Here is a 23,777-nt window from a genome sequence, read left to right as displayed (position 1 = left end):
GTGAGCGCCGCGGCGGGGCGCTCGGACCGTCCGGAGGTGCGGGGCCGGGACGGTCGGGTCACGCCGTCCGGCGGCGCTGTGCCGCCCGGCGGCGCAGCACCCTCATCCTGCGTACCGTCGCGATGACACCGGCGACGAGCGTCCCGCCGTACAGCCAGCCGGCCTGCGTGGCGAGCCCGGTGACCAGCCCGACCAGATGACCGCTGAGCCCGTCACCCCCGTCGGCGACGGTCAGCAGGCCGACGGCGAAGGCGATCGGCACCGACACGGGTGCGGCCACCAGGTCGCCGACCCGCACCCACAGCGCGGTCAGCGCGGCCACCGGCAGGAACAGCACGCCGTAGAACGTGAGCGACGAGTCGAACAGCAGCCGGTCGACAGCGCCGATCACCGGCATCACGGCGGCGCAGAACAACCCGCCGCCCAGCCCGGTGAGTCGGGGTCCGGGCAGGCGCCGTACCGGCGGGACGGGCGGCGGGGCGTTCCGGCGCGCAGGTGCCGGGCGCCGCTGCATGTCGCCGTGGTCGGCCTGACGCGCCACGGAGGGGCCGGGTCCTGACGGGGGGCCGCCGGGCCGGGCGGCCGGACCGGGCCGCGCGGGCGCGGCCGCGTCCCGTCGGCCCTGCGGGGGAAGGGGCGCACCGCGTCGCGGTCCGTCGTGAGGGGGTCGCGTCCTGTGTTGCTCCACTGGACCAACTTAGGTCGGTTTATGTGTGGAATGACCGTTCAGACACGCCGATGGCGAGACCTTGGCCAAGCGTTCGATACGCCGCCGGGGTGGGGTTCCGGTACGCCGTAGACTGGGGGATCGTCCCACACCCGCTCCTGACGGACCCGGGTTTCTACCGCCCCGGTCCAGTCCTCCACCTCACGTACGGGAAGTCGCAACGTGTCGCTCACGATCGGAATCGTCGGTCTGCCCAATGTCGGCAAGTCGACCCTGTTCAACGCCCTGACCAAGAACGACGTGCTCGCGGCCAACTACCCGTTCGCCACGATCGAGCCGAACGTCGGCGTCGTGGGCGTCCCCGACGCCCGACTCGGCGAGCTGGCCGCGATCTTCAAGTCGGAGCGGATCCTCCCGGCGACGGTGGACTTCGTCGACATCGCGGGCATCGTGCGGGGTGCGAGCGAGGGCGAGGGTCTGGGCAACAAGTTCCTCGCGAACATCCGTGAGTCGGACGCGATCTGCCAGGTCATCCGTGCGTTCAAGGACGAGAACGTCGTGCACGTGGACGGCAAGGTCTCGCCGAAGGACGACATCGAGACGATCAACACCGAGCTGATCCTCGCGGACCTCCAGACGATCGAGAAGGTCCTCCCGAGGCTGCAGAAGGAATCCCGGATCAAGAAGGACGTCGCCCCCAAGGTCAAGGCCGTCGAGGAGGCGAAGGAGATCCTGGAGACGGGCGACACTCTCTTCGCCCACGGCATCGTCCAGGGCAGCGAGCGCGCCGAGCTGCTCCACGACCTGCACCTGCTCACCACCAAGCCCTTCCTCTACGTCTTCAACGTCGACGAGGACGAGCTGATGGACGACGCCTTCAAGGACGAGCAGCGCGCACTGGTCGCCCCCGCCGAGGCGATCTTCCTGAACGCCAAGCTGGAGGCGGACCTCGCCGAGCTCGACGAGGACGAGGCGCTCGAGCTCCTCCAGTCGGTCGGCCAGGACGAGCCGGGTCTCGCGACCCTGGCGCGGGTGGGCTTCAACACCCTGGGCCTGCAGACCTATCTGACGGCGGGCCCGAAGGAGTCCCGCGCCTGGACGATCAAGCGGGGCGCGACCGCGCCCGAGGCGGCCGGTGTCATCCACACCGACTTCCAGAAGGGCTTCATCAAGGCGGAGGTCATCTCCTTCCACGACCTCGTCGCCACCGGCTCGGTCGCCGACGCCCGCGCCGCCGGCAAGGCCCGCATGGAGGGCAAGGACTATGTGATGCAGGACGGGGACGTGGTGGAGTTCCGCTTCAACGTGTGACCGTTGCGTCGCCCTGTGCCGGACGGCCCGTCGGGCGCGCAGGTCAAGGGGTCGGGTTCCGGTGAATCCGGCCCCTTCGCCGTCCTGTACCGGCCCCGGTGCCGGCTGTCGGGGTGTCCGGCCCTCGCGGGTCCGTCGACCGTGTGACTGAACGATCGCCCATTGTTACTTTCATTGGGCGCAGGATATCCTGCGCCCAATGAAAGCTTCGCCGAGTCTGCTTCCCGTCCTGCGTTCCCGGCTGCAGGGCGAGCTCCTCGCCCTCCTCCTCCTGCATCCGGAACGCGAGTACAACATCACCGAGCTCGCGGCAGACTTCGGTGTGACGCCCACGACCGTCCTGCGTGAGGTCGACCGGTTGATCGGCGGCGGCATCCTGACGGACCGGCGGGTGGGGCGAAGCCGCCTCGTCAGGGCGCGGACGGACACCGCGCTGTACCGCCCGCTGAGTGACCTCATGTCTGTCTCGTTCGGTCCCTTGCCCTTGCTCTCCGAGACGTTGGCGGACGTCGCAGGGGTGCGGCAGGCGTTCATCTACGGCTCCTGGGCCGCGCGGTACAACGGCGAGTCAGGTCCACCCCCCGCCGATGTCGACGTCCTCGTCGTGGGCGACCCTGATCCCGACACTCTTTTTGATCTCGCCGAGGAGGCGTCTCGGCGGCTACGTCGCGAGGTCAACATCCACCGGGTCTCGGCCGAGGCGTGGTCCGCCCGCACCGACGACCCGTTCCTCACCGGCGTTCGCGAGCGTCCGCTGATCCGGTTGAACCTCGAGCGGGAGGCGTGATGGAGCGTTGGAATCAAGGACGGGCGACGATCGACGCGCTCCTCGGCGGTGGTGCGCTCGAGCGAGTACCCGCTTCCCGGCAGGCCGCCGAGGCGGAGTTGGTCCGGTCGCGGACGCATGTGGGCTCTGCGCGGCGGTTGACGGCAACGGACCCGGAAGGCGCGTACACGCTGGCGTACGACGCCGCGCGCAGAGCCTTGGCGGCCGTATTGCAGAACCAGGGCCTGCGTGCCACGAGCCGTGGCGGGCACATCACGGTCTACGAGGCCGTCCGCGCACAACTCGATCCGCCGCTGGGGCCCGTCCTGCGCCCTTTCAACCGCATGCGTGCCCGGCGCAACGAGGTGGAGTACCGATCGTCCGAGGCTCCCGCGGTGACCCCGGAGGAGGTTGCTGCCGACGTGTCCAAGGTGGAGGCCCTCATCGAGCTCGCGGAGAAGGCGATCCCGAAGATGCCGCGCTACTGAGGACCGGTCGTGCCTTCCACCGGTGCTGATTCCGAGCCGAAGCCGGCCGGAAGGGGCCGGGTTCCGGTGAGCCCGGCGCCCCGGCCTGATTGCCCCGGAGTCGCTGCGCCCGGATCGGTCCCTGTACAGGAGCCGGTGCGGGTCCGAGACGCGCGGGGTGCCCGCCGGCGGGCACCGGCGCACACACGACCGGTCCGGCTCGGGTCCGGCCCGGTGGCGGGTGAAGTCGCGCGGCCCGTCGGCTAGTGGTTAGCCTGAATTCACGCTGTGGCACCGATGAGGCGCCCCCGGCGACGGGGCGGCAGGACCGCCCTGTTCGCGAGCGACGGCCGGCCCCATCGGGATGACGGCGTCACACCTTCATAGTCCGCCGGGCCCCGGGGTCCCGTGGCGACCTTCATATCGTGCGGTCGAGAGCGCACTTCGCGGCCGGCCGGGTCGTGGTTCCGGCTCCGGCTCGACGAGGACGACGCCGACCCGAACGGCGATGTCCGAAGCCCTGCATCTGCTTGACGGGCAGCAGCACACCCCGCCCCTTCGATCCGCCGGCGGCCGTGGTCGGGACGCGCCCTCGTGGTCACCCGCCGGGGCCGGGACGGCATTCACAGAGGGAGAATCCGATGACCGAGAGGCACGCGCGGACCCCGGCCACCCCCGGCGTCCTGCTGGACCCGCTGCGCAACCGCGGAGTGGCCTTCGTAGCGGAGGAACGCGAGACCCTCGGTCTCGCCGGGCGCCTGCCCGCCGGAGTGCTCACCCTGGACCAGCAGGCTCGGCGTGCCTACCAGCAGATGGAGATGCAGGGCACCGACCTGGCCAAGAACGTCTATCTGGAACAGCTGCACGACCGCAACGAAACCCTGTACTTCAAGGTTCTCACCGAGCACCTGGCCGAGTTGCTGCCCATCGTCTACGACCCCACCGTGGGCGAGGCGATCGAGAAGTACTCCCACGAGTACCGGCGCCCGCGCGGCATCTTCCTGTCCATCGACAGGCCCGACGACATGGAGAAGGCCTTCGCCACGCTCCAACTCGGCCCCGAGGACGTGGACCTGATCGTGTGCACGGACGCGGAGGAGATCCTGGGCATCGGCGACTGGGGCGTGGGCGGGATCCAGATCTCGGTCGGCAAACTCGCGGTGTACACGGCGGCCGCGGGCATCGACCCGAGCCGTGTCGTCGCCGTGTCGCTGGACGTGGGCACGGACCGCAAGTCGCTGCTGGAGGACCCGCTGTACCTGGGCAACCGGCATCCCCGCATGCGCGGCGCCGAGTACGACGCGTTCATCGAGCAGTATCTGGAGACGGCTTCGTCCACGTTCCCCGACGCCCTTTTGCACTTCGAGGACTTCGGGCCCAGCAATGCGCGCCGGATCCTGGAGCAGTACGGCGGCCGCTACCGGATCTTCAACGACGACATGCAGGGAACCGGTGCGATCACGCTCGCCGCCGCGCTGGCCGCCGTCAAGGCCGCCGGTGTGCGGATGCGGGACCAGAGGCTGGTCGTCTTCGGCGCGGGGACCGCCGGTGTGGGCATCGCCGACCAGCTGCGCGACGCGATGATCCGTGACGGCGCAGAACCGGAGCAGGCCGTCTCCCAGGTGTGGCTCATCGACAAACAAGGGCTGCTCACCCGCGACATGACCGACCTGCGCGACTTCCAGCAGACCTACGCACGCGATCCGGCCGAGGTCGCCGACTGGGCGAGGGACGACGGAGCGATCTCGCTGCTGGAGACGGTCCGGCGGGCCGAGCCGACGATCCTGCTGGGCACGTCCACCGTGCACGGCGCGTTCACGCGCGAGGTCGTCCGGGCCATGGCCGAGGGGACCGAGCGGCCGATCATCTTCCCGATCTCCAACCCCACCTCCCGGATCGAGGCCATGCCCGCCGATGTCATCGCCTGGTCCGAGGGGAAGGCGCTCGTCGCGACGGGCATCCCCGTCCCGCCCGTGGACTACGGCGGTGTGACCTACCGGATCGGGCAGGCCAACAACGCACTGCTGTACCCGGGACTGGGACTGGGAACGATCGTGTCCGGGGCGTCCCAGGTGACCGCCGGAATGCTGCTCGCGGCCGCGCGGGCGGTCGCGGACCAGGTCGACGTGTCGGGGCAGGGCGCTTCACTGCTGCCGTCCGTGGAGAACCTCCGGGAGTCCTCGGCGATCACGGCGACCGCGGTGGTCGAGGCCGCGCTCGAGGACGGTGTGGCCACCTGCAAGCCGACGGACATCGGGGAGGCCGTCCGGGAGGCCATGTGGCAGCCGGTCTACACCGATGGAGCGACACGATGAGCAGACAGCACTCCGCCGCGGACCGGGCCGGGCCCGCCGATGACGACCGGGCCCCGAGGATCCTCGACATCCCCGTGGGACTGCACGCGGTCGGCACACGGCGGGAGACCGACTCGATGGGCGCCGTCGACGTGCCCGCGGACCGCTACTGGGGCGCCCAGACACAGCGGTCGCTGATCCACTTCTCCATCGGGGACGACCGCATGCCCAAGGCCGTCTACCACGCCTACGGCCACGTCAAGAAGGCCGCTGCCTCGGTCAACGGTCGCGCGGGTCGGCTCCCCGCCTGGAAGGCCGACCTGATCCGGCGAGTGGCCGACGAGGTCATCGAGGGCAGACTGGACGACAACTTCCCGCTGTACGTGTGGCAGACGGGGTCCGGGACGCAGTCCAACATGAACACCAACGAGGTGATCAGCAACCGCGCCATCCAGTTGGTCGGCGGGGAACTGGGCAGCAAGTCGCCGATCCACCCCAACGACCACGTCAACATGGGGCAGTCCTCCAACGACACCTTCCCCACGGCGATGCACATCGCCGCGGTCAAGGTGATCCACGAGCATCTGCTGCCCAGCGTGCAGGAACTGCGGCGGGCCATCGAGACGAAGGCACAGCAGTGGCACGACGTGGTGAAGATCGGCCGCACCCACCTGGAGGACGCCGTACCGCTCACCGTCGGACAGGAGTGGTCCGGCTACGCCCACCAACTGGGCCAAGCCGTCGACCGGGTCACCAGGTCCGCCGAGGGCCTGTACGAACTCGCCATGGGCGGCACCGCGGTGGGCACCGGCCTCAACGCCCCGCCCGGCTTCGGTGAACAGGTCGCCGCCGAGATCGCCACCGCGACCGACTGTCCGTTCACCACCGCGCAGAACAAGTTCGCCGCCCAGGGCGGCCTGGACGCCATGGTCGGGGCCTCCGCCGGACTGCGCGCCCTGGCCGTGCCGTTGATGAAGATCGCCAACGACATCCGCTGGCTGGCGTCCGGACCGCGTTGCGGTCTCGACGAACTCATCCTCCCGGCGAACGAGCCGGGCTCGTCGATCATGCCGGGCAAGGTCAACCCGACCCAGTGCGAAGCGATGGTCATGGTCTGCATCCAGGTGCTGTCCGAGGACGGGGCCATCGCCTTCGCCGGCACCCAGGGCAACTTCGAACTCAACGCCATGCGCCCGGTCATCATCAACAACTTCCTGCACTCGGCGACGATCCTCGGCGACGCCTGCACCAAGTTGCGCGAGTTCTGCATCGAGGGGACCCGGCTCCACCGCGACCGGATCGAGGAATACGTCGACCGGTCCCTCATGCTGGTCACCGCGCTCTCGCCCGTGATCGGCTACGACAAGGCCTCCGCGATCGCCCACAAGGCCGACGACGAGGACACCACCCTGCGCGAGGCCGCACTGGCCTCGGGCTACATCACCGCCGAGGACTTCGACCGGATCGTCAGGCCGGCCGCCATGGTCGGTCAGACGTGACACGGGTCCGGGGCGACGCGGCGCCGGCCCGGTCCGGGACGGTGCCCCGGCGCCAGGTGCGCCGGCGTCCGGTCAGTGGGGGCTCGGCGTCGGCAGTTCGAACCACACGGTCTTCCCGCGCCCGCTCGGCGAGTTGCCCCATGCCGAGGCCAGCGCCGACACGATGACCAGCCCGCGCCCGCCCTCGGCCTGGTCCTCCTCACGGGGCACGGTCACGGCCGCCGCGGGGTGCGGATCGCTGTCACGGACCTCCACGCGCAGGCGCTCGGGATACTTCCGGACGTAGACGTACACGTCGCTGTCACCGTGGACCAGGCCGTTGGTGACGATCTCCGACAGAAGCAGTTCCTCGTCGTCGGCCATGGAGGACAGGTCCCACCCCGCCAGCCACTCGCGCAGAAGTCTCCGGGTGCGCCGCGCTCCTTGGAGATCGCGTCTCTGGATCCTCAACTGACGCACATTGCGCTGGGCTTCGGCGGAGGGGCCTTCGTACGCCACCAGAAGCAGCGCGGCGTCGTCGGGGCACCGCTGGGGCGAGTCGCCGAAGCCTCCGATGAGCAGGTCACCCACGGTCTCGAGGTTCCCGGGGTCGTGGAAGGCCGCGCCCACCGCCCTCGTGTCGACATCGCCTCCGAGCCCCGCCAGCCCGTCCGTGTAGAAGGCGAGCAGCGTGCCCGGCTCGAGTTGGAGATCCGTCACCTGGAACGTCGTCCCGGGGTCGATGCCGAGGGGCATCCCGGCATCGAGACGTACGGGGGGCATGCGGCCGTCGGCCGTGCGCAGCAGCGGCGGTGGATGCCCGGCGGTGGCCATCTGGGCCCTGCCGGTGTCCGGATCGAGCCAGGCGCAGCAGCAGGTGGCGAAGAGGTCGGTGTCCAGGCCGATCAGCAGCTGGTTCGCCCGGGCGAGAACGACGCCGGGGTCGTGCCCCTCGGTCGCGTAGGCCCTTACCCCGCTGCGCAGTTCGCCCATCACGACGGCGGCGGCCGTGTTGTGTCCCTGGACGTCCCCGATCACCATCACCAGCCGGCCCTCGGGCAGCCTGATGAGGTCGTACCAGTCCCCGCCCAGCTCGATCCCGCTGGTCGCCGACGTGTATCTGCTGGTGCTCACCACCCCGGCCGGCTGGGGCAGTACGGGTGGCAGCAGGGCGTGCTGCAGGTCGTCGGCCAGCGCATGCTGGACTTCGTGCATCCGGGTCCGTTCCACCGCCTGACCGACCGCGGTGGCCAGCGCCGTGAGGGTGCCCTGCTCGGAGACGATGTCCGCGCGCTGCACATCGAACGCCATCGACAGGGTGCCCACCGCTCTCTCTTCGGCCAGCAGCGGCAGGATCACCCAGAAGTACTGCTGGTCGCGGAGTGGTTCGGGCAGTCGGCCCGCCGGTCCCGCGTCCCCCGGGCCGTACAGGATCAGGTGCTGCCGGTCGATCGCCTCCGTCTCGGGCGTCGGCCGCGTGAGCGGTGAGCCGTCCACTGCGCGTACGAATTCCCTGGCACAGCCCGAGGCGCTCGCCACGCGGAACCGGTCCCCGTCGACCAGGCAGAAGACGGCGGCCCTGGCCTGGAATCCGTCCATGACGCGTTCCATGGAGATGTCCACGACGTCCTGGATGTGCACCGTCGTCGCCAGGTACGTGGCGAGTTTGTGCAGGTGGTAGATCAGCGGAGTGGTCGACGGGGTGAGGGTCTCGGTTCCCGCGCCCCGGCCCTCCACGGCGAAGACGTGCGGTATCCGGGGCGGAGCCATCGACGCTCCCTGATCGGCCAGCAGGTCCAGGTCACGGGCCAGCGCCGAGGCCGCGGCGGCCAGTCGTTCCCGCTCCCGCTCACCGGACTCGTCGCACACACTCAGCCAGAAGGCCGTGAGCGTGCCGAAGCGGCGGGTCGGCGAGAAGAGCGGCGCCGCCGCGGCCTCCAGCGGGAAGGGGGCCAGGACCGTCAGGTTGGGATGGCCGGGCACGATGTCCACATGCCGTGCGGTCTCCACACGGCCCGACCGCCACGCCCGTGACGACGGCAGACTCATGTCGCCCAGGGGCACGTGCTCGAGCGATCCCACTCCCGTGGCGGTCACCGCCACGACCGCGGCACGCAGATCGGGGGCGCCCGGCACCTTCAGGAAGACGGCCGCCGCCGCGGCGCCCATGTCGACGACGAGACTCTCGGCCGCGGTGACCAGGAGCTGCTCCCGGTCCTGCGCGGCGAGGGGTGCATGTGTCGAACTCGGCGGGATGGGCTCGTACCGTTCCATCTCTTTCGCCGCCCCACTGCCGTCGGCGGGATAGTGCGCTCATTTTACTTCTGCTTTGCATGCAGTGCGCCCCGGACACCGGGCCTTGTGGGCCTTCGGGCTCGGGAGGGAAGAGTTCGTCGTCGAACAGCGGTCGGCGTCCGGTCGACGCCACGGCCGGCGGCGCCCTCGGCCGTGCCGCCCCGAAGGGATCGCCGATCGCCGTGATCTCTTCGCCGCCGACACCCTGGCGGTGGTCGCGCCGTTCCTCGGGGCCCGGTGCCCCTTGCCGGGGATCTGCCGTCGATCGGCTCGCAGGAGCCACCGGCATGACCGTCTGTCAGGTCCTGCCGCGTGTTCCTCGGTGAACCGGTGCCTCGCCGTGGGGCCGTGGGCGGTGGCCGTCGTCGTCGGCGGTGCCGTGCTCATCGACCGCCGCTTCCCCGGCGGCCGCCCGCGCCGGACGCGCCCTGGCTCCGCGGCCGGTTCCGCCCCGCTGACCCCGCCCAGGACCGCCCCCGACCGACATCGGGTGCCGCCAGGCCGGGGCGGGCGGCACGATCGTCTCCGCGGGGCGGGCGCCGGGTCCTCCGTGTTCGCCGCGGGGCCGGGGTGTGGCCGGGATCCGCCGGTGGATTCAGCCGAGGTCGGCGATCTGCCTGCCGAGGTCGAGTTCCGCGCCGTTCGGCTGCTGGAGGCCGCGTTCGAACAGGCGCTGCGCGCGGTGCGCGTTCTCGGGGCGTCCCGCCGTGGCGAAATAGGTGGTCAGGGCCGTTCCGAACTCCTCGGTCGGTATCGGCGCGGCCGAGTCGGTGAGGTGCTTCGTACCGGTCACCGCGACCTTGTCGAAGCCGGCGATGCGGCGTGCGAAGGTGTCGACGAAGTCGTCCAGCTCCCCCTCGGGCAGGACGCGGTTCACATAGCCGTAGTCGGCGGCGAGCTGTGCAGGGAAGTCGTCGCCCCCCAGCAGGATCTCCATCGCGCGGCCCCGCCCGACCAGCCGGGCGAGGCGCCCCATCGGATTGCCCCCGGGCACGGCGCCCACGCCCACCTCGAACTGCCCGAGGACGGCGTTCGGCCCGGCGAAGCGGATGTCGGTGGACAGGACGAACTCGCTGCCCGCTCCCCGCACGCGGCCGTCGATCGCCGAGATCGTGACGGCCGGCAGCTTGCCGAGGCGGAGGAGGTTGTCCGCGTACGGGTGGAGGCCGCTCGGGCCGGGCTTCATTGCGGCCACGCGGGCCGTGTCGGCCAGGAAGTCCCAGTGCGCCATGAAGAAGTCGGGGTTCTCGCTTTGGAACACCACGACGGTCAGATCGGGATCCTGCTCGATGCGGGTCAGCAGTTCGGCCAGCTGCTCGATCGTGTCCACGTCGATGAGATTGACCGGCCCGTTCGTGAAGGTCACCTTCCAGTAGGACGGCGACACCACGTCTGTCCGGAACTGGGTTTCGTTGCTCATGGCTTCGGACCCTAGAGGGTTGAATTTAAAAATGCAATCCAGGTTCGGAGTCCTTCGAGTGAGCCGAAGTCCGGCCGACCGCGCACAAGAGCGGCCGCGGAACATCCGCGGCGGCGCCCCGTGGACGCGGTCCTTAGACGGAGAGCCCCGGCAGGGCCTGCTCCGCCCAGATGATCTTTCCGTCGGGGGTGTAGCGCGTGCCCCAGTGCTGGGTCATCTGGGCGATGATGAACAGGCCCCGTCCCCCTTCGTCGTCGTTCGCCGCGTGGCGCAGGTTGGGCGCCGTGTGCCCGGTGTCGGAGACCTCGCAGATCAGTGTCCGGTCGCGGATCAGACGTACCTGGATCGTGCCGCCGACATAGCGGATGGCGTTGGTGACCAGTTCGCTGACGATCAGTTCCGTGGTGAAGACCAGGTCGTCCAGGTTCCAGTCGGCCAGTTGCTTGCTGATCGTGGTGCGGAGCGTGGACACCGTCGCGGGGTCCGCGGGCAGCTCCCACCGGGCGACCTGGTTGCGGTCGAGCAGACGGGTGCGGGCCAGGAGCAGCGTCGCGTCCTCGTCCACGGGCCCGGGCAGCAGGCCGGCCACGGCTCGGTCGCACAGCGTTTCCAGGGGCCGCCGGTGGTCGGCCAGGGCGTGGGCCAGTTGGCGCAGCCCGGCGTCGTGGCTGTCGACGGCCTGGAGGAGGCCGAGTGTGAAGGCGGCGAGCAGGCTGCCGGGCCGGAGCTCGAGTTCGGTGCTCTCGTAGGGCGGACCGCCGACTCCCAGCGGCGGTCCGGGCGGCAGTTCCGGACAGTCGACGGCATCCGTGTCCGGGTCGACGACCACCAGCGGCGACTCCCCGGCCCGAGCGAGGCTGCACCGTCCGGAGACGGGGTCGTAGACCGCGTACAGGCAGGTCACCCCCCGGGCCTCGTCACCGTGCGATCGCCCGGGGCCCGCGGGGTGGCCGGAGCCGTTCTCGTGCACGGTCTGCTCGACCAGGTCGTCCAGGCGGGAGAGCACCTCGTCCGGGGCCAGGTCCAGCCGGGCCAGCACCCGCACGCCCGTGCGCAGGCGCCCCATGGTGGCGGCGGCGCGCAGGCCGTGGCCGAGCACGTCGCCGACGACCAGTCCGACCCGGGCACCGGACAGCGGGATCACGTCGAACCAGTCGCCGCCCACACCGGTCCCGCTGTCGGCGGGCAGATAGCGGCTCGCCGTGTCGACGGCGGTGTGCGGCGGCAGGGTGTGCGGAAGCAGGCTCTGCTGGAGTTTGAGGGCGGCCGAGTGCCCTCGGGTGATCACCAGCATCAGGACGAAGCCGAGCAGCAGAGCGCCCAGGCCGATGACCGTGGCGCCGCCCGTCGGCCCGATCAGGGGCAGGTCGACGGTGGTCACCCCGTGCCGGGGGTTCGCGTAGACGTCGAAGGCGGCGTAGAGGAACAGGGAGAGCATCGTCAGCCCGCCCAGCCCCGGCAGGATGCCTTTGAACACCATGTCCCCGGCGCTGCGGGTGAGCACCTTGCGGTGGTACCAGAGGCAGGCGAAGCCGGTCAGCCCGTAGTAGAACGTGATGGCGAGACCCACCGAGTTGAGCGAGTCGGCCAGGATGTCCCGGCTGAACGAGGTCAGCAGGATCAGGACGCCGATCGAGACCGCCCCCATGCCGACGGTCGACCAGGTCGGGGTGAGGAACCTGCGGTGGACCCGGGCGAACCGGGCGGGCACGGCCTTGTGGACCGCCATGGAGAAGACGGTCCGGGCCAGCGGCAGGATGGTGGTCTGGGTGGAGGCCAGCGCCGAGGTCAGCACCATCAGGATCAGCAGTCGGGACAGGAACACCCCGAGTTCGCTGCTCCCGAACACGGCGTTGCCCAGACCGGAGAGCACGTCGCCGGAGTGGCCGGCGTTGCCCAGCCCCGTGCCCGAGGTGCCGACGCCCGCGAACGACTGCGCCGAGGTGGAGACCAGTCCGTAGGTGAAGAGCAGCAGGACGGTGGAGACGAGCGCGGCCCGCCCGGGGATGCGCCGGCTGTCGACGGTCTCCTCGTTGACCGTCACGGCGGTGTCCCAGCCCCAGTAGAGGAAGACCGCCGCCAGCACGCCCGAGGTCAGCGCCGTCGTCGAAGGCACCTCGAAGGGGTTGAACCAGGAGGCGGAGACATGCAGCGACTCCGCGGGGCCGGCCGTGTACACCCTGACCAGCGCGGTGACGGCGAAGAGGAGCAGTACTCCCACCTCCACGCACAGCAGGCAGCGCTGGACCGCGGCGGACAGTTCGATGCCGACATAGCAGACCGCGGTCATCACCGCGATCCACACGATGCCGGCCACGGTGGTCCACAGCCGGTCCGCCGCCAGTGCGTCGTAGCCCACCAGCCGGAAGCCGTAGATGCCGGCGATCTCGGCGAGGTTCGCCATCACGAGGATGTCGGCGACGATGATGCCCCAGCCACCCATCCAGCCGGTGCGCGGGCCGAAGGCGCGGGTGGCCCAGGTGAAGGTCGTGCCGCAGTCGGCGTTGCTCGCGTTGAGCTCACGGTAGGCGTACGCGATCAGCAGCATCGGGATGAACGCCAGCATGGTGACGATCGGGGCCTGCAGTCCGACCGCCGTCACGACGATGCCCAGCGTGGCGGCGAGGCTGTAGGCGGGGGCGGTGGAGGCCAGCCCGATGACGACCGAGGAGAACATGCCGAGGGCGCCGTTCTTGAGCCCCTTCCGGCCGGCCCCCGATCCGGGAGCGGGGCGGCCGGCGGACACGGAGCCGCCGAAGAGCCTCACGCCTGATTTCAACTCGCGGCCTCGCCCGTCCGCAACATCACGGGGCGGCCGGGGAGGCGGACGTCCCGTGCGGCGTCCGTCGCCGGCCGGTCGCCGCACGTGACCGCGACGGCCCGGTCCCGGCGGGTCCGGTCACGCGTTCGTGCGTCGGGCATGATCCCTCCTGCGTGATCCGGAATGCGGGACGAGTCGGGTGCGGGGCACTGCCACTACCCTGCCCCGTACATCCCGGATTAACAACAAGTGCACCTTTTTGCGTGGTGCTTCGGGTCGTCCTCCGTCGTGCGCCCGGTCCCCGCCCGGAGGGGCGGCGCCGCCCCCGCCGCGGTCCCCGCTGTCGCTCCGGGTGCGGCGGGCGGACCATACCGAGTAGCGGGTGCAGCGGCAGAAGAGTGCGCCCGCGGTCATGAGGAAGGGCTGATGGTCATGCTCTGGGCATCGTGGACGACGACGGGGGTGTTCGCAGGGCGCGGGGGCGCCCGTACCGACGAGGACGGGATCATGACCGGCGACCTGACCGTGCACACCACCTGGGACGGCAGTCAGGCCGATGTGGCGGTCCAGTACAGCGGCGGTTCGCAGTGGTTCACCCTCGCCGGAAGCCCGGTGCCCTGTCCCTCCGAGGAGGAGAGCCGGCACCTGCACCAGGAAGTGGTGGAAGCCGTGAGGGCCGGCGGCGGTGCCTGCGTCCCGCAGCACCAGGAGGAGGGTGGGCCGGTCTGAACGCCGTCGACGCTACCTTCGGGCTCGGTGGCGGAGGCCCGTGACGCGGCCCGGTGGGCACCGCGGCGTTCCGCACACCGCGGACCTGCGCGTCGAGGCGTGGGGTCCGACCCGTGCGGAATGCCTGGCACAGGCCGTCCGGGGGGTGTGCGAGTCCTTCCTGGACCTCACGGGAGCGGTCGCCGGGCGCACACGGGAGGTGCTGCTGCGCGCCGACCGCGACGAGGACGTGCTCGTGGCCCTGCTGGAGGAGGTCGTCTACTGGCTCGACACCGAGGACGAGGTCCCGGTGGACGTGGAACTGACCCCGGTCGCGGGAGGTCTGCGCGCCCGTCTGCGCATGGCCGACGCCGCCGCGCTCCCGGTGACGGGCGCCGCCCCGAAGGCGGTCACTCTGCACCGTCTGGCCGTCTCCCGGGGGCCGCGGGGCTGGACCTGCTCGGTGACGATCGACGTGTGAGCGCCTGCTGCCGGCCGTCGTCCGGCGCGGCTGCCGTCCGGATTCCGCCGCCCTACGATGGAGTGAGAGGACAGGGACGAAGAGAAGCAGCCGCGCCACCGCCCCCGGGGCATCGGTCACGGGCCGGCCCCGGCAGGCGCCGGCACACCTGTCGACTTCTCCATCACCTGGTCGTCGCGGTGCGGGACACCGCACCGCCCTGGCCACCGCGCCGGGTTCCTTTCCGGCGCGGAGACGCCGCCGACAGACCGGAAGGGAAGACTCATGTCCGTCACACACCCGCCCGACTTCGAGCGCACCATCCACACGGCGAACATCTGGCTGAAATCGGTGTGCGAGGGGCTGGGGACCGAGGACCGCCACCTCGCCCACCGGGTGCTGCGCACCTGGATGCACACGCTCCGGGACCGGCTCACCGTGGACGTGGCCGCGCACTTCGCCGCGCAACTCCCCGAGTTGCTGCGAGGTGCCTACTACGACGGCTGGGATCCCAGCATCGTGCCGATCAAGTACGACCGCGCGGGCTATCTGAACCGCTTCTCGCACGAGGCCAGGATCTCCACCGAGGAGGTTCCCCGCATCGCGGCCGCGGTCACCCTGGTCGTACGCGAGCACGTCTCGCCCGGGACGCTGGAGTCGGCGCTGGAACAGATCCCGCACGACATCCGCGACGTCCTCCTCCAGCCGGCCGCCTGACGGCCCGCTGACCGGACGACGGCAGGCGGCCGCCCCGGCACCGGTACGGCGGCCGCCCGACGGACGGTGACGGCGATGGACATGTCGCTGGTGCCGGAGGGCCCGTACCGGTTCCGCATGGACCGGTGCGGCCCCATGAGGGTGCCCGGAGTGGTCTTCGCGACGCCGGACCTGCTGCCCCGGTCGGCCGGGGACAGAACGCTGGAGCAGGTGGCGAACGTGGCGACGCTGCCCGGTGTGGTGCGCGCGTCGTTCGCCATGCCCGACATGCACTGGGGGTACGGCTTCCCGATCGGCGGCGTCGCCGCCACGGACATCGACGCCGGGGGAGTGGTCTCGCCCGGCGGGGTGGGGTTCGACATCTCCTGCGGCGTCCGGCTGCTCGCCGCCGGCATCGACCGCGAACCGCTGGCGCCGAGCATGCGCAGGCTGATGGACCTGCTCGGCGACACGGTCCCGCGCGGAGCGGGACGCGGGGGTTTGTGGAAGCTGTCCGGCCGGGCGCAGATGGAGAAGTTGCTGGTGGCGGGCGCCGGGTACGCGGTCGAACAGGGGCACGGGGTTGCGCGCGACCTGGAGCGGTGCGAGGACGGCGGAGCGCTGGCGGACGCGGACCCCTCGCAGGTCGGACAGCGGGCCGTGGACCGGGGGCTCCAGCAGGTGGGCAGCCTGGGCTCGGGCAACCACTTCCTGGAGGTTCAGGCGGTGGACCAGGTCTACGACGCCGAGGCCGCGCGCGCCTTCGGCCTGCACACCGGCCAGGTCTGCGTCATGATCCACTGCGGCTCGCGCGGTCTGGGCCACCAGGTGTGCAGCGACCATGTCCGGGTCATGGACCAGTCCCTGCGCGCCTTCGGCATCCGTGTCCCCGACCGGCAGTTGGCCTGTGCCCCCGCCGTCTCCACGCCGGGCCGCGCCTACCTCGGCGCGATGGCGGCCGCCGCCAACTACGGGCGCGCCAACCGGCAGTTGCTGACCGAGGCGGCGCGGCGCGCCTTCGCCACCGCCGCGCAGACGGGGCTCGATCTGGTCTACGACGTCTCCCACAACATCGCCAAGATCGAGACCCATGAGGTGGACGGGGTGGCGCGCCGGCTGTGCGTCCACCGCAAGGGCGCCACCCTGGCTCTCCCGCCCGGCCACCCGGACCTGCCCGCGGATCTCGCCGGGTTCGGGCATCCCGTGCTGGTTCCCGGCACGATGGGAACGGCGTCGTACGTGATGGCCGGCGTCGCCGGAAACGACGCGTTCGCCTCCGCCGCCCATGGCGCGGGGCGCGTCTGGAGCCGCCACCAGGCACTGCACCGTGTCCGCGGCGAGCAACTGCGCGACGAACTGGCGTCCCGGGGAATCGCCGTCAGGCCGTCCTCCTGGCGCGGCCTGGCCGAAGAGGCCCCCGACGCCTACAAGGACGTCGACCTGGTCGTGCGCGCCGCCGAAGGCGCGGGGCTCGCCCGGCCGGTGGCCCGCCTGGTCCCGCTCGGCGTCGTCAAGGGCTAGCGCGGGCGAGGACGGTTCGCCGGCAGTGTTGCGCGCTGGGTACGGCTCTCCGGTACGGGTGCCGGCGTCCCCGCACCGGGCAGCCACCGGGCTGTGCGCGGTGTGCCGGGGCTGCCAACCGGGTTCGCCGGGGCGCGTTTTACGCTACTGGGTGTTGGTCGACTCGGGGGACCAAAGGGGACGGGGGGCCGATGAACAACGCGACCGAGGTGTTCTTGCCACTGCAGGCGGACGATCCGCCCATGGTGGCCGGTTACCGCCTCGCCGCCCGGCTGGGCGCGGGTGGAATGGGCCGGGTCTATCTGTCGCACACGCCCGGCGGCCGACCGGTGGCGATCAAGGTGGTGCGGCCCGAACTGGCCGACGACCCGGACTTCCGGCGGCGGTTCCGCCGGGAGATCAAGGCGGCCCAGAGGGTCCGGGGCGCCTACACCGCCGAGTTGATCGACGCGGACGCGGACGGCGTACCACCCTGGCTGGCCACACTCTATGTGCCCGGGCCCTCGCTGGCGCAGGCCGTCGCCCGGCGCGGACCGCTGCCGGTGCCGGCGGTGCTGTGGCTGATGGCGGGGGTGGCCGAGGCGCTGCAGGCCATCCACGGAGCGGGAATCGTGCACCGGGACCTGAAGCCGTCGAACGTGCTGCTGGCCGCCGACGGCCCGCGTGTGATCGACTTCGGTATCTCGCAGACCTCCGACGTCACCTCCCACACGGCCTCGGGCTACGCCGTCGGCACCCCCCAGTTCATGGCCCCCGAGCAGGCGTCCGCGGGTGAGGTCACGGCGGCGACCGACGTCTTCGCGCTCGGCCAGACGGCGGCCTTCGCGGCGCTGGGCGAGCCCCTGTACGGGGACGGCCCCTCCGTCAGCGTGCTGTACCGGATCGTGCACTCGAAACCCGACCTGTCCCCTCTGCCCGCCGAGCTCCGTCCGCTGATCGCACGGTGCCTCGCCGCCGATCCGGCGGAGCGCGCCACCCCGGCGGAGGTCGTCGACCGATGCCGGCGGCAGTTGGGTCCGGACGCCGACGCGGGCGCGGGGCCCGCGGTCTGGCGGGAGGTCACGGGACCGGAGGTGACGGTTCCGCCGCCCGTGCCCGTCCCCACGTCGTTGTACACGCCGCCGTTGCCCGCGCCAGGGCAGCAGACGGCGCCGGACGGGCAGCGGGTGCGCCCGCGACGCACCACGGTGATCACGGCCGCCGTCATGACGGCGGCCGTGCTGCTGCTGACGGCGCTGGGCTGGGCGGTCATGGACGGGACGGCCGGGCTTCGCCACGGGAACGCCGCCAAATCCTCGACGTCCGGTCCGACCGCATCCGCAGGGTCGTCGGGATCCGCACGGTCCTCGGCGTCCTCCCGGGGATCCCTGGCGGCCGCGGGGGCCGACGACCGGGAGGGGGCGGCCCCGGGTCCCTCGCCGAGCACGCCCGCCTCGCCGCTGCCCGATCCGTATCCGATCCAGTTTCTGGACGAGAAGGGCTCGCTGAGCCTGGGACAGGACCCGATCAGCCGCAAGGACCGCAAGGGCGACCTCCGCTTGGCCTGCACCCGGATCGACTGCTCGCTGGAGAGCGACACGAGCAGGATGAACGTCCTGTACGGCAAGACGCCCGGTTCCCTCGACGAATGCCGCACCATGGTCAAGGGCATCAAACGGCACAGCCTCTCCATGTTCGCGGTGGCGGCCGGCAGCCAGATCTGCGTCGAGAACCGCTCGGGAGACGTGGCGCTGGTCGTGATCCAGCAGAAGTCGACCGCGATGCCGGACAGCGGGAGCAGTTTCGTGACCGCGGACGTGACGGTCTGGCGGGCGCCCTAGCGGCCGGCTCGCTTCGGGAGGCAGTCAGGGCCGCCTTCGGGGCGACCGCCGCTGTCGGTGGCGCGTGGAAGGATGTGCGCACTCCGGGGGCGGGCCGCGTACGCGAGGGGGGGACGGCGTGGGGACGGTGCGGAACGGGGCCGCGTCGGCCGGGCGAAGGGCGCGGGCGCTGTTGCCGACGGCGCGCGGCTGCACGACGCCGCGCATGCCCTGCTCGGCGAGCACCGTCGAGCGCTGGACGCGGTGCGGGCGGCTCTCGCGCCGCTGCGGGCGGAACTCGTCGCCCGGGAACTGGCGGAGATCCCCGTCGGCCGGCTGAAGGACGTCACCGAGGGCCGGCTCAGGATCGGGGCGATCGAGGCGGCCGGATTCACCTCCGTCGGGGACGTCCACCGGGCGAGTCGGTACGAGTTGCGGCAGCTGCCCGGGGTGGGCGAGCAGACCGCGGACCGGGCGCTCGCCGCCGCCCGGCAGATCGCGGCGGCCGTCGAGGAGACCGTCACCGTGCGCGTCGACGTCGATCGTCCCGACCCGCGCACCACCGCGCTGCTCGTCGCCCTGCACACCCTCGTCGAGGCGGGCCCCGAGCTGCATCGCGCCCTGGACGCGGCCACCCGGCTCGAGGAGCGACTCGCAGCGCTGCTGCCGACGGCCCGGCCCGCCGCCGGGCGGCTGCGGATGGCGCTCGCCGGGCGAGGCAAAAGGGAGGCCGCGGTCTCCGCGGTGGCCGAGATCGGAGACCTCGTCGCCGACGCCGTCGCCCGCGGCGTACCGCTGCTGCTCGCCCAGGCGTCCGCCGACCTGCTGCGCCATCCCGCCTCCGACATCGAGGCCCGGGTCGACTTCGAGCTGCGTTCGGCGGAGTACTACGGCCTGCTCGCCGAGGTCTCGGCGCACCGCCCCGACACCGCGGCCGGGGAGGGCTTCCTGACCACCGAGGTCGCCGAGCGGGTTCGCGCCCAGCCGCTGGACGACACCCACCGCCGGGTCTCGCTGCGCGGATACCAGTCCTTCGGCGCCCGTTTCGCGCTCGCCCAGCGCCGTGTCGTGCTCGGTGACGAGATGGGGCTCGGCAAGACCGTCCAGGCCATCGCGGCCCTCGCCCATCTCGCCGCCGAGGGGCACAGCCACTTCCTGGTGGTCTGCCCGGCGAGCGTCCTGATCAACTGGACCCGGGAGATCGGTGTCCGCAGCGCCCTGCGCGCCCTGCCCGTGCACGGCCCCGACCGGCTGGACGCGTACGCGCAGTGGCACGAACGCGGGGGCGTCGCCGTGACCACGTTCGACACGCTGCACACCCTGCCCGCCCCGGACGGTGCGCCGCCGGCCATGCTCGTCGTGGACGAGGCGCACTACGTGAAGAACCCCGGCACCCGCCGCGCCAAGGCCGTCACGGTCTGGACGCGGGCCTGCAAGCGTGTGCTGTTCCTCACCGGCACGCCGATGGAGAACCGCGTCGACGAGTTCCGCGCACTGGTCGGCCACCTCCGCCCCGAACTGCTGCCGGAGATCGGCCAGGGCACGGGAGCCGCCGGACCGCAGGCGTTCCGTGCCTGTGTCGCTCCGGCCTATCTGCGCCGCAACCAGGAGGACGTCCTCACCGAACTGCCCGCGCTGATGCACACCGACGAGTGGGAGGACCCGAGCGCCGCCGACCTGGACGCCTATCGCGGGGCGGTGCGAGAGGGGAACTTCATGGCGATGCGCCGGGCCGCGTACGCCGACCCCGGGCACTCCGCCAAATTGCACCGGCTGCGCGAACTGGTGGCGGAGGCCGCCGAGACCGGGCTGAAGGTGGTGGTGTTCTCGTACTTCCGTGAGGTGCTCTCCGCCGTGCGGGCCGCCCTCGGCGAGGAGGTGGTCGGGACGGTCTCCGGTGGTGTCCCCGCAGCCCGAAGGCAGCGTCTGGTCGACGAGTTCACGGCCGTCGAGGGACACGCGGTGCTGCTCGCCCAGATCGAGGCGGGCGGCACCGGGCTCAACCTTCAGTCCGCCTCCGTGGTCATTCTGTGCGAGCCGCAGGTCAAGCCGACGCTGGAGCACCAGGCCGTGGCCCGCGCGCATCGCATGGGGCAGGTACGCGCGGTCCAGGTGCACCGGCTGCTGGCGCAGGACAGCGTGGACGAACGGCTGCTGAGCATTCTGAAGAACAAGGACCGCCTGTTCGACGCCTACGCCCGGCGCAGCGATGTCGCGGAGGCCACCCCCGACGCGGTGGACGTCTCGGACGCGGCCCTGGCCCGCCGTATCGTCGAGGAGGAGCAGCGCAGGCTGGCGGGCGAGCCGGTGTGACTGCCGGGCGCGCCGCACCGCGGCTCGGCCGTGGCGCGGATGCCGGAGCACGGGCCCGCAGTGCGCATCGGGCTCAGCCGCCGGACGGACCGGTGCCCGCGGCCAGTCCCGTCTTCAGACCCGCTCCGCACAGCGGGACCACCGCGCCGCGCGCCCCGAGCTCTTCCTCCCGCACCGCCGCCCAGGACACCACCCCGGTCGATTCGACGTAGAGCCCACGGGACGCCAGATCCCGTTGGGCCTCGCGAATCTGCTCCTCCGTCACCGTGAGAAATCTGCCGCCCGAGTCGCGGACCGCGCGCAGGATCTGCCGGGCCCGGGGCGGCCGGGGAATCGCGATGCCCTCCGCGAACGTGGGGGCCGTGGCCGTGGCGTCCACCAGGTCGTCGGCGCCCTCCTGCCATGCGTGGGCCAGCGGGGCGACCGCCTCCGCCTGCACCGCGTACAGTGCGGGCCGCCGCTCGATCAGGCCGGACGTGTACAGCTCGGCGACGGCGAGGGCGGCGCCCAGCAGCAGCGTGCCGTTGCCGACGGGCAGCACGAGCACCTCCGGGAGCCGCCCGCCCAGGTCCTCCCACAGCTCATGGACGTACGTCTTCGTGCCGTGCAGGAAGAACGGGTTGAAGACGTGCGAGGCGTAGAACACCTCCGGCTCGTCGGCCCGTTCGCGGGCCGCATGCGCCGCCGCCTCGCGGTCGCCGTCCACCACGTGCGCCCGTGCCCCGTGCGCCCCGATCTGCTCCAGCTTCTTGGCGGACGTGCCCGCGGGGACGTACACCGTGCAGGGCAGTCCGGCCCGGGCGCAGTACGCGGCGATCGCCGTGCCCGCGTTTCCGCTGCTGTCGGCGACCACCTCCCGCGGCCCCAGCCGCAGGGCCAGCTCGGTCAGCAGCACCGCGCCCCGGTCCTTGAAGGACAGCGTCGGCATCAGGTAGTCGAGCTTGGCCGAGACGCCGTCCTCCAGTTCCACGAGCGGCGTACGGCCCTCGCCGAGACTGATCGACGGTGCGGGCAGCGGCAGCACCTCCGCATACCGCCACAGCGAGTTCACCCGCCCGCCGAGGGACTTGAGCGGGGCGGGGGTCGGCGCGAAGTCCAGGTCCAGCGGGCCCCGGCAGACGGGGCAGCACCAGGCCAGGGATTCGGCGGCGACCCGTGTTCCGTCCACCGGGCAGTAACAGTCCGGCAAGGGTGTCATATGAGCAGCGTAGATGCCCCTGACCAGGACATCGCGCTATGTGTGCGTGGCGTCCTCGATGTGCGCGTTACTCGTCCTCGTCCTCGTACTCGGGGTGGGGCACGGGGTAGGTGACCCAGCCCGCCGCCAGGACGAGGCGGGAGGTGCGGTGCACGGCGAGGAAGCCGAAGGGGCGGTCGATGTCGGCCTCGACGGTGGTCGTCACATAGCGGCGCTCGGGCATCCCCCCGGCGAAGGCGGCGAACGCGGTGACCGCGGCGGCGCGGAAGCCCAGCGCACCGAACCGCGCCGTCGCCGACTGCCGGGCGGAGCCGATCGCCAGGGGGGAGCCGCTGATGCCGGGGAAGTGCCCGCGGGTGGAGTCGCGCGCCGCGGTGAGGCCGAACAGCCGGTGCCGGGCGAGCAGATCGTGATGTGCGGTCATGTCGTAGGCCACGGTGGTCACTTCGAGCGTCGGCGGTTGTGGGTTCACACGGCGCACCCGCCGTACGCGCAGACCCGGCCCCACGTCCCCGAACGGCAGCCGGGTGCCGTTCACGGACGGGTGCCGTCCGAGGAGGACGTCCACTCCTGCCCTCAGCACCCCGGCGGGTGTCATCCGCTCCTCGCCGAGCAGCAGACGGACGTCGATGCCGTTGGTGCCCAGCACCCTCAGCTCGGTGACGGACCCCTCGGGTGTGTCCGCCACGGCGACCCGGTCCAGCAGGGAGCTCTCGCGTCTCAGTCCCAGCAGCGTCCGGTCCTGCCACGGCCCCTGCTCCGGGGTGACGGGCCACTCCTCGAAGGGGCGCAACCACTCGGTCCGCAGGGCGAGCGCGCTCGCCAGGACGAGTTCGGTGTCCTCCGTCAAGGCGACCGGCATACGGTCGAGCAGGCCTCCGGTCCGCTTCTGCGCCCAGGCGTCCAGCGCAGCCCGGTCGGTGCTCTCGTTGCCCGTGAGCACCCCGTGCGTGTCTGCGGGCAGTCCCGACTCCCACTCGGCGCGCAGTTCCAGGGTGCGGTCGGTCCACAGCCCGAGTGCCGCGTCGAACCCTCGCAGGGCGCGCAGGGCTTCGAGCAGCTCCCGGGCCGCGGGCGCCGCCCGGTCCGCGGAGAGCCCGACCGCTTCGGCCAGTTCGGCCCGGGCTGCGCCATCGGCGCCGTCCGGGAGGAAGGCGAGCAGGGGCCAGACACCGACGGCCGACAGGACGGTGCCGTCCTCGACCGCCCCGAACCACCGGGCCGTCAGCCCGGCGACCGCCTCGACCGTCGCCCTGGTGACCCGCATGCCGCCCCCGGCCCCACCGCACCCAGCACGCGCCCGTACATCCGTTCTGCGCACCCCGTCGAGGAGCACGGTACCTGTGTCCGTACCCCCGCCGTCCGGGCCACCGCAGCGCCGAACGGCTCGCTCGACAATGACACCCACGACCGGGGCAAGGTGCCCTGCGACGGCGGGCACCAGGCCGAGATCCTCGCGAACTTCGGGCTGCCGGAGGGCGATTGCCCGGGCGACGCCAGGGTCGACGAGACGGCCGGCGACACATGCTGTGTGCTGGAGGGCTCGTACGCGGCGGACGACCTGCCGGGCCACATGAAGTGGCCGGGCCGGGTGATGGCGGCACGGGCCGACCAGAACCACGC

At 71.9% G+C, this 23,777-nt stretch carries 18 protein-coding genes; 11 read left to right on the top strand and 7 right to left on the bottom strand.

Going from position 1 to position 23,777, the window contains the following annotated elements; translation table 11 throughout:
* Nucleotides 1-58 precede the first annotated feature (58 nt).
* Nucleotides 59-688, bottom strand: a complete 630-nt coding sequence (locus ADL25_RS16140) for a DUF6542 domain-containing protein (RefSeq protein WP_059128423.1) — start codon at nt 686-688, stop codon at nt 59-61.
* Nucleotides 689-889: 201 nt separating this feature from the next.
* Between ADL25_RS16140 and ychF the strand changes: the two genes are divergently transcribed.
* From ychF to fumC, 5 genes are all read left to right on the top strand, one after another.
* Nucleotides 890-1,978, top strand: coding sequence for a redox-regulated ATPase YchF (gene ychF, locus ADL25_RS16135; RefSeq protein ID WP_059128422.1), 1,089 nt, complete (start codon nt 890-892; stop codon nt 1,976-1,978).
* Between the two features lie 199 nt (nt 1,979-2,177).
* A complete protein-coding gene (locus ADL25_RS16130; RefSeq protein ID WP_059128421.1) occupies nt 2,178-2,765 on the top strand; it encodes a hypothetical protein in 588 nt (195 codons plus the stop codon).
* On the top strand, nt 2,765-3,232 hold the full coding sequence (locus ADL25_RS16125) for a hypothetical protein (RefSeq protein WP_059128420.1): 468 nt from the start codon (nt 2,765-2,767) through the stop codon (nt 3,230-3,232). Before ADL25_RS16130 ends, ADL25_RS16125 begins: the two co-directional genes overlap by 1 nt.
* Nucleotides 3,233-3,852: 620 nt before the next feature.
* Nucleotides 3,853-5,526, top strand: coding sequence for an NAD-dependent malic enzyme (locus tag ADL25_RS16120; protein ID WP_059128419.1), 1,674 nt, complete (start codon nt 3,853-3,855; stop codon nt 5,524-5,526).
* Nucleotides 5,523-7,004, top strand: a complete 1,482-nt coding sequence (fumC, locus tag ADL25_RS16115; protein ID WP_059128418.1) for a class II fumarate hydratase — start codon at nt 5,523-5,525, stop codon at nt 7,002-7,004. The genes ADL25_RS16120 and fumC overlap by 4 nt, the downstream gene beginning before the upstream one ends.
* A 72-nt stretch (nt 7,005-7,076) precedes the next feature.
* Here fumC and ADL25_RS16110 read toward each other — a convergent pair whose 3' ends face one another.
* From ADL25_RS16110 to ADL25_RS49010, 4 genes are all read right to left on the bottom strand, one after another.
* Nucleotides 7,077-9,257, bottom strand: coding sequence for an ATP-binding SpoIIE family protein phosphatase (locus ADL25_RS16110; protein WP_059128417.1), 2,181 nt, complete (start codon nt 9,255-9,257; stop codon nt 7,077-7,079).
* 616 nt (nt 9,258-9,873) lie between these two features.
* Nucleotides 9,874-10,698: an enoyl-CoA hydratase/isomerase family protein gene (locus ADL25_RS16105; RefSeq protein WP_059128416.1), complete on the bottom strand. Its 825-nt coding sequence runs from the start codon at nt 10,696-10,698 to the stop codon at nt 9,874-9,876.
* A gap of 133 nt (nt 10,699-10,831) precedes the next feature.
* The gene (locus ADL25_RS50545; RefSeq protein WP_059128415.1) at nt 10,832-13,465 is read right to left on the bottom strand and encodes an amino acid permease; all 2,634 of its coding nucleotides are present in this window, start codon (nt 13,463-13,465) and stop codon (nt 10,832-10,834) included.
* An 8-nt stretch (nt 13,466-13,473) separates the two neighbouring features.
* A complete protein-coding gene (locus ADL25_RS49010) occupies nt 13,474-13,620 on the bottom strand; it encodes a hypothetical protein (protein ID WP_159044938.1) in 147 nt (48 codons plus the stop codon).
* Nucleotides 13,621-13,891: 271 nt separating this feature from the next.
* Here ADL25_RS49010 and ADL25_RS16095 point away from each other — a divergent pair, with 271 nt between their 5' ends.
* From ADL25_RS16095 to ADL25_RS16070, 6 genes are all read left to right on the top strand, one after another.
* Nucleotides 13,892-14,188, top strand: coding sequence for a hypothetical protein (locus ADL25_RS16095; protein ID WP_059128438.1), 297 nt, complete (start codon nt 13,892-13,894; stop codon nt 14,186-14,188).
* Nucleotides 14,189-14,228: 40 nt separating this feature from the next.
* On the top strand, nt 14,229-14,648 hold the full coding sequence (locus tag ADL25_RS16090; protein WP_059128414.1) for an archease: 420 nt from the start codon (nt 14,229-14,231) through the stop codon (nt 14,646-14,648).
* 264 nt (nt 14,649-14,912) lie between these two features.
* Nucleotides 14,913-15,344 carry a DUF2267 domain-containing protein gene (locus ADL25_RS16085; RefSeq protein WP_059128413.1) on the top strand — a complete coding sequence of 144 codons (432 nt, stop codon included), beginning with the start codon at nt 14,913-14,915 and terminating at the stop codon, nt 15,342-15,344.
* Between the two features lie 75 nt (nt 15,345-15,419).
* Entirely contained in the window at nt 15,420-16,844 is a 1,425-nt protein-coding gene (locus ADL25_RS16080) for an RtcB family protein (protein ID WP_319113914.1), read from the top strand.
* 191 nt (nt 16,845-17,035) lie between these two features.
* Nucleotides 17,036-18,664, top strand: a complete 1,629-nt coding sequence (locus ADL25_RS16075) for a serine/threonine-protein kinase (protein ID WP_059128412.1) — start codon at nt 17,036-17,038, stop codon at nt 18,662-18,664.
* Between the two features lie 72 nt (nt 18,665-18,736).
* Nucleotides 18,737-20,956, top strand: a complete 2,220-nt coding sequence (locus ADL25_RS16070; protein WP_107116624.1) for a DEAD/DEAH box helicase — start codon at nt 18,737-18,739, stop codon at nt 20,954-20,956.
* A gap of 73 nt (nt 20,957-21,029) precedes the next feature.
* On the opposite strand, the gene ADL25_RS16065 is transcribed toward ADL25_RS16070, so the two are convergent.
* Both ADL25_RS16065 and ADL25_RS16060 read right to left on the bottom strand, forming a co-directional pair.
* Nucleotides 21,030-22,154 (bottom strand): threonine synthase, encoded by a 1,125-nt coding sequence (locus tag ADL25_RS16065; protein ID WP_059128411.1) that lies wholly within the window; start codon nt 22,152-22,154, stop codon nt 21,030-21,032.
* A 67-nt stretch (nt 22,155-22,221) separates the two neighbouring features.
* On the bottom strand, nt 22,222-23,421 hold the full coding sequence (locus ADL25_RS16060; protein ID WP_059128410.1) for a serpin family protein: 1,200 nt from the start codon (nt 23,419-23,421) through the stop codon (nt 22,222-22,224).
* Nucleotides 23,422-23,777: the final 356 nt, after the last annotated feature.

The organism is Streptomyces sp. NRRL F-5122, from assembly GCF_001507435.1.
Taxonomy (GTDB): Bacteria; Actinomycetota; Actinomycetes; order Streptomycetales; family Streptomycetaceae; genus Streptomyces; species Streptomyces lannensis.
The sequence above is the reverse complement of the archived record's forward strand: the minus strand, read 5'-3'. Positions and strand labels throughout refer to the sequence as shown.

Bases quoted from the DNA above. Each gene is read 5' to 3' on its own strand.
- ADL25_RS16120 (WP_059128419.1), top strand. From the start codon at position 3,853: ATGACCGAGAGGCACGCGCGGACCCCGGCCACCCCCGGCGTCCTGCTG.
- ADL25_RS16110 (WP_059128417.1), bottom strand. From the start codon at position 9,257: ATGGAACGGTACGAGCCCATCCCGCCGAGTTCGACACATGCACCCCTC.
- ADL25_RS16125 (WP_059128420.1), top strand. From the start codon at position 2,765: ATGGAGCGTTGGAATCAAGGACGGGCGACGATCGACGCGCTCCTCGGC.
- ADL25_RS16060 (WP_059128410.1), bottom strand. From the start codon at position 23,421: ATGCGGGTCACCAGGGCGACGGTCGAGGCGGTCGCCGGGCTGACGGCC.
- ADL25_RS16080 (WP_319113914.1), top strand. From the start codon at position 15,420: ATGGACATGTCGCTGGTGCCGGAGGGCCCGTACCGGTTCCGCATGGAC.
- ADL25_RS16095 (WP_059128438.1), top strand. From the start codon at position 13,892: ATGCTCTGGGCATCGTGGACGACGACGGGGGTGTTCGCAGGGCGCGGG.
- ADL25_RS16105 (WP_059128416.1), bottom strand. From the start codon at position 10,698: ATGAGCAACGAAACCCAGTTCCGGACAGACGTGGTGTCGCCGTCCTAC.
- fumC (WP_059128418.1), top strand. From the start codon at position 5,523: ATGAGCAGACAGCACTCCGCCGCGGACCGGGCCGGGCCCGCCGATGAC.
- ADL25_RS49010 (WP_159044938.1), bottom strand. From the start codon at position 13,620: ATGCCCGACGCACGAACGCGTGACCGGACCCGCCGGGACCGGGCCGTC.
- ADL25_RS16065 (WP_059128411.1), bottom strand. From the start codon at position 22,154: ATGACACCCTTGCCGGACTGTTACTGCCCGGTGGACGGAACACGGGTC.
- ADL25_RS16085 (WP_059128413.1), top strand. From the start codon at position 14,913: ATGTCCGTCACACACCCGCCCGACTTCGAGCGCACCATCCACACGGCG.
- ADL25_RS16130 (WP_059128421.1), top strand. From the start codon at position 2,178: ATGAAAGCTTCGCCGAGTCTGCTTCCCGTCCTGCGTTCCCGGCTGCAG.
- ADL25_RS16070 (WP_107116624.1), top strand. From the start codon at position 18,737: ATGTGCGCACTCCGGGGGCGGGCCGCGTACGCGAGGGGGGGACGGCGT.
- ADL25_RS16075 (WP_059128412.1), top strand. From the start codon at position 17,036: ATGAACAACGCGACCGAGGTGTTCTTGCCACTGCAGGCGGACGATCCG.